Source organism: Skermanella sp. (assembly GCF_059503625.1).
In genome coordinates this window covers 1-5723 of sequence record NZ_JCACHA010001065.1, presented here as the reverse complement: position 1 = coordinate 5723, position 5723 = coordinate 1, and the positions used below count along the sequence as shown (strand labels likewise).

Sequence of the window (5723 nt, the reverse complement as noted above, 5' to 3'; positions counted from 1 at the left end):
GCGGATCATGTCGGTCGATTTCATGAGTATGGTGCCCCTCAGTGAAACAACACGATGCTGTCGGCGCGCGACATCGCGCCCAGCGTCATGCCGGCCTTACGCGCCAGGTCCAGGGCCAGCGATGTCGGCGCCGACATCGTCGCCAGCAGCGGGATACCGACGGCGGCCGCCTTCTGCACCAGTTCGAAGCTGCACCGGCTGGTCATGATCGCGAAGCCGTCGCTCGGCGACAGCCCGCCCCGGATCACCGCACCGATCATCTTGTCCAGCGCGTTGTGCCGCCCGACATCCTCGCGGGCCAGCAGGATCTTCCCCCCGGCGTCGCACCACGCGGCGGCATGGACCGAGCGGTTCGCCCGGTTCATCGCCTGAAACTCCGGCAACTGCGAGAATGCCGCCTGCACCGCTGCCGGGTCCGGCACGAACCCCGCCCGTACCGGACGCGGTTTCCGCACCACGCCTTCCAGGCTTTCCGCCCCACACAGCCCACAGCCGGAACGGCCTTCCATCGACCGCTTGCGCAGCGCCCGCCGCGCCATCAGCATCTTGTCCACCGCCATATCGATGGCGATGCCGCCGGACTGCGGCTCCACCGTGACGCCTTCGATATCCGTGAAGGCGTCCAGGATCTCCTCGCCCAGGGTGAACCCGACCGCGAAGTCCTCCAGATCGGCCGGCGTCGCCATCATCACGGCATGCGAGCGGCCATTGTAGAGAAGGGCCACCGGCACCTCCTCCGGAACCTGCCACATGACCGGGTCGATCCGCCGGATACCGGCGGCGAAGCCGGTCCCGGTCGCGACCGTAGAACAGAGAGCTGAAGCCATCATGCTATTCCGCCGCCTGCGGGGGAGAAGCCGGCGCGATCTGCCGGCGCTGGATGCCATCGCTCTCGTACTGGACCTGCCAGTCCGACGGCTGGTTGCTCCGCGTCACCTGCACGGCGGTCACCTTGTATTCCGGGCAGTTGGTCGCCCAGTCCGAATGCTCCGTCGTCACCACGTTGGCCCCGGTCACCGGATGGTGGAATGTGGTATAGACGACGCCCTGCGGCATCCGGTCGGAGATCTTCGCCCGCAAGGTCGTGCCGCCGACGCGGCTGGCCAGCGACACCAGATCGCCGTCGCGCAGGCCCCGTTCCTCCGCGTCGTGGGGGTGGACCTCCAGGATGTCCTCCGGGTGCCAAGCCACGTTGGCGGTCCGCCGCGTCTGCGCGCCGACATTGTAGTGGCTCAGGATACGGCCGGTCGTCAGGATCAGCGGGAAGTAGCGCGAGGTGCGTTCCTCGGTCGGCACGAACTCCGTTATCATGAAGCGGCCCTTGCCCCGGATGAAGCCGTCGACATGCATCAGCGGAGTACCCTCCGGCGCCGCGTCGTTGCACGGCCACTGCACGCTGCCCAGCCTGTCCAGCTTCTCGAAGCTGACGCCCCGGAAGGTCGGGGTCAGCCGGGCGATCTCGTCCATGATCTGCGACGCGGTGTCGTAGTGCATCGGGTAGCCCATGGCGGTGACCAGATCGCAGATCACTTGCCATTCCGCCTTGCCGGTCTTCGGCGCCATCACCTTCCGCACCCGGTTGATCCGGCGTTCGGCGTTGGTGAAGGTGCCGTCCTTCTCCAGGAACGAGGTACCGGGAAAGAAGATATGGGCGAAGGTCGCCGTCTCGTTCAGGAACAGATCCTGGACGATGACGCATTCCATCGCTTCCAGCGCCGACGTGACATGGTGGGTGTTGGGGTCGGACTGCGCGATGTCTTCGCCCTGGACGAACAGGCCCTTGAAGGTGCCGTGCGTCGCCGCGTCGAACATGTTGGGGATGCGCAGACCCGGCTCCGGGTCCAGGGCCGCCTGCCAGACTTCCTCGAACACGCTGCGGACCGCGTCGTCGGACACGTGCCGGTAGCCGGAAAGCTCGTGCGGGAACGACCCCATATCGCACGAACCCTGCACGTTGTTCTGGCCGCGCAGCGGGTTGACGCCGACGCCCCGGCGGCCGATGTTGCCGGTCGCCATCGCAAGGTTCGCCATGCCCATGACCATGGTCGAGCCCTGACTGTGCTCGGTGACGCCCAGGCCGTAATAGATGGCACCATTCCCGCCGGTGGCGTAGAGCCGCGCTGCGGCCCGCATCTCCGACGCCGGGATGCCGGTAAGCGGTTCGGTCACTTCCGGGCTGTTGCGCGGCTCGGCGATGAAGGCGCGCCAGCGGTCGAACTCGACCGGGTCGCACCGCTCGGCGACGAAGGCCTCGTCGACCAGCCCCTCGGTCACGATGACATGGGCAAGCGCGTTGACGGCGGCGACGTTGGCGCCGGGGCGCAGTTGCAGGTGGTGGACCGCCTTGACGTGCGGGCTTCGCACCAGATCGATCCGGCGCGGGTCCATCACGATCAGCTTGGCGCCCTGGCGCAGCCGCTTCTTCATCCGCGAGCCGAAGACGGGATGCCCGTCGGTCGGGTTGGCGCCGATCAGCAGGATCACATCCGAGTCATCGACGCTGGCGAAGTCCTGGGTGCCTGCGGAAGTACCGAAGGTCTGCTTCAGCCCATAGCCGGTCGGGGAATGGCAAACGCGGGCGCAGGTATCGACGTTGTTGTTGCCGAAAGCCGCCCGGACCATCTTCTGCACGACGAAGACTTCCTCGTTGGTGCAACGGGACGACGTGATGCCACCGATCGAGCCCTCGCCGTATTTCGCCTGCACTGCGCGCAGCCGCTGGGCGGCGTAGCCGATCGCGTCCTCCCATGACACTTCGCGCCACGGATCGGTGATCTTTTCCCGGATCATCGGCTTGTAGATGCGGTCCTGATGGGTGGCGTAGCCCCAGGCGAAGCGGCCCTTGACGCAGGAATGCCCTTCGTTGGCGCCGCCTTCCTTGTCCGGCACCATGCGGACGACCGTGTCGCCCTGCATCTCGGCACGGAACGAGCAGCCGACGCCGCAATAGGCGCAGGTGGTCTGGACGGCGTGCTCCGGCATGCCGTGCTCGATCACCGACTTTTCCATCAGCGTCGCGGTCGGGCAGGCCTGGACGCAGGCGCCGCACGATACGCACTCGCTGTCCATGAAGGCTTCCTCGGCCCCGGCTGATACGATGCTGTCGAAGCCCCGGCCCGCTACGGTCAGCGCGAAGGTGCCCTGCGTCTCGGCGCAGGCCCGGACGCAGCGGGAGCAGGCGATGCATTTGCCGGGATCGAAGGTGAAGTACGGATTGCTCTCGTCCTTTTCCGCCTTCAGGTGGTTGGCGCCGTCGAATCCGTAGCGGACCTGCCGCAACCCGACCACGCCGGCCATGTCCTGAAGCTCGCAGTCGCCGTTGGTCGGACAGGTCAGGCAGTCCAGCGGATGGTCGGAGATGTAAAGCTCCATCACGCCGCGCCGCAGCTTTTCCAGCCGCGACGTCTGGGTCTTCACCTTCATGCCGGGCATGACGGGCGTGGTGCAGGAGGCCGGCGTGCCCTTCCGCCCCTCGACCTCAACCATGCACAGGCGGCAGGAGCCGAAGGCTTCGATGCTGTCGGTGGCGCACAGCTTGGGCACGTTGATGCCGGCTTCGGCGGCGGCCCGCATGATCGAGGTGCCGGCGGGAACCGTGACCGCGCGTCCGTCGATGTCGAGGGTAACGTGAGTATCCGACACGCGCGCCGGCGTGCCGTAGTCCATTTGCTTGATCGACGCCATGTCTGTGGATCTCCGCAATGGGTTTATTCGGCAGCGATAGCTGCGGCGGTGTCTGCGGCGGGGCGGCGGAAGTCTTCTCTGAAGTGCTTGATCGCACTTCGGACCGGCATCGGCGTCAGCCCGCCCATGGCGCAGAGCGACCCGTCGGCCATGACTTCGCACAGGTCTTCCAGCAAGCTGAGCTGCTTGTCGGCGGGAGCGGTTCCCGCCAGGATGCGGTCCATGATCTCGACGCCGCGAACGGCGCCGATCCGGCAGGGGGTGCACTTGCCGCAGGATTCCGCGGCACAGAACTCCATCGCGAAGCGGGCCTGATGCGCCATGTCGACGGTGTCGTCGAACACCACGATGCCGCCATGGCCGACCATAGCCTCGCGCGCGGCGAAGGCTTCGTAGTCCTTGGGCGTGTCGAAATGCTCGGGCGGCAGGTAAGCGCCCAGCGGTCCGCCGACCTGAACCGCCCGGATCGGACGGCCGGAAGCGGAACCGCCGCCGAAGTCGTACAGCAACTCGTGAAGCGTGATGCCGAACGCCTTCTCCACGATGCCGCCATGCCGGATATTGCCGCCGAGCTGGAAAGGCTGGGTGCCGCGCGACCGGCCGACGCCGAAGTCCTTATAATACTTGGCCCCACGCGCCAGGATCACCGGCACCGAAGTCAGCGACAGGACGTTGTTGACGACGGTCGGCTTGCCGAACAGCCCTTCCAGCGCGGGAAGCGGCGGCTTGGCGCGGACTGTGCCGCGCTTGCCTTCCAGGCTTTCCAGCATGGACGTTTCCTCGCCGCAGATATACGCGCCGGCGCCGACCCGGACCTCCAGGTCGAAACTATGGGTGGAGCCGTGAATGCCGTGGCCCAGCCATTTCTGCCGATAGGCCAGCCGGATCGCCTCGCGCATGGTCGCGACGGCGTGCGGGTATTCGGAGCGGATATAGATGTAACCGTGTTTGGCCCCGACCGCGATGGCCGCGATGGTCATGCCTTCGACCAGGATGAACGGGTCGCCTTCCATGATCATGCGGTCGGCGAAGGTCCCGCTGTCGCCCTCGTCGGCGTTGCAGCAGATGAACTTCTCGTCCGCGACGGCGTCGCCGACGGTCTTCCACTTGATGCCGGTCGGGAACCCGGCGCCGCCGCGTCCGCGCAGGCCGGAGTCCGTAACTTCGGCGATGATCTCAGCGGGAGTCATGGTCAGCGCCCGCTCCAGCCCGGCAAAGCCGCCGTGGTTGCGGTAGTCCTCGACCGAGGCCGGATCGACGATGCCGCAGCGCGCGAAAGTCAGCCGCTCCTGGTTCTTCAGATACGGGATTTCCAGCGTCAGCCCATGGCAGAGCGGGTGCGCTATCCCATGGCAGAGCGGGTGCGCCATCCCCTCCAGGAATCCGGCCTCGAACAGGCCGGCCACGTCGTCCGGCGTCACCGGTCCATAGGCCATGCGCCCGAGCGGCGTCGCGACTTCGACCAGCGGTTCCAGCCAGAGCATGCCGTGCGAGCCGTTGCGGACGATCCTGACATCGACGCCGCGCCTGTCCGCCTCGATCCGCAGCATTGCCGCAACCTTATCGGCCCCCATGGACAAGGCGGCGGCATCGCGCGGAACGTAGAGGGTGATCGGCTCGGCTGTTATCGTCCCGGTCATCGGATGTCTCCCGCGATGCTGTCGAACCGCGCCGCATCGACCCGCCCGTGAAGCTGGTCATCGACCATCACCACCGGTCCCAGCGCGCAGTTGCCCAGGCAGAAGACGCCCTCCAGCGTCACCGACCCATCGGCGCTGGTTCCGCCCATCGTTACGCCAAGCCGGCGTTCCGCATGGGCCACCAGCCGGTTGGCCCCTACTGACTGGCAGGCTTCGGCGCGGCACAGCTTGACGACGGTGCGGCCCTGCGGCTGGCGCTTGAAGTCGTGATAGAAGCTGATGACGCCATGCACTTCGGCGCGCGACAGGTTGAGCGCCTGCGCCAGCATCGGCACCGCTTCGTCGTTTATAAAGCCGAATTCATGCTGAAGGTCGTGCAGGATCGGCAGCATTGCGCCA

At 66.7% G+C, this 5723-nt stretch carries 4 protein-coding genes; all 4 read right to left on the bottom strand.

Annotation, left to right across the window (positions count from 1 at the left end; translation table 11 throughout):
- Nucleotides 1-38 precede the first annotated feature (38 nt).
- A complete protein-coding gene (fdhD, locus tag AC5JJ6_RS38545; protein WP_496047113.1) occupies nt 39-830 on the bottom strand; it encodes a formate dehydrogenase accessory sulfurtransferase FdhD in 792 nt (263 codons plus the stop codon).
- A 1-nt stretch (nt 831) separates the two neighbouring features.
- Nucleotides 832-3684: a formate dehydrogenase subunit alpha gene (gene fdhF / locus AC5JJ6_RS38540; RefSeq protein ID WP_496047112.1), complete on the bottom strand. Its 2853-nt coding sequence runs from the start codon at nt 3682-3684 to the stop codon at nt 832-834.
- Between the two features lie 23 nt (nt 3685-3707).
- Nucleotides 3708-5324, bottom strand: a complete 1617-nt coding sequence (locus AC5JJ6_RS38535) for a formate dehydrogenase beta subunit (RefSeq protein ID WP_496047111.1) — start codon at nt 5322-5324, stop codon at nt 3708-3710.
- Nucleotides 5321-5723: formate dehydrogenase subunit gamma (locus tag AC5JJ6_RS38530; protein WP_496047110.1), on the bottom strand; the 403-nt coding region annotated here is incomplete at its 5' end. The genes AC5JJ6_RS38530 and AC5JJ6_RS38535, both read right to left, overlap by 4 nt.

Bases quoted from the DNA above. Each gene is read 5' to 3' on its own strand.
- fdhF (WP_496047112.1), bottom strand. From the start codon at position 3,684: ATGGCGTCGATCAAGCAAATGGACTACGGCACGCCGGCGCGCGTGTCG.
- fdhD (WP_496047113.1), bottom strand. From the start codon at position 830: ATGATGGCTTCAGCTCTCTGTTCTACGGTCGCGACCGGGACCGGCTTC.
- AC5JJ6_RS38535 (WP_496047111.1), bottom strand. From the start codon at position 5,324: ATGACCGGGACGATAACAGCCGAGCCGATCACCCTCTACGTTCCGCGC.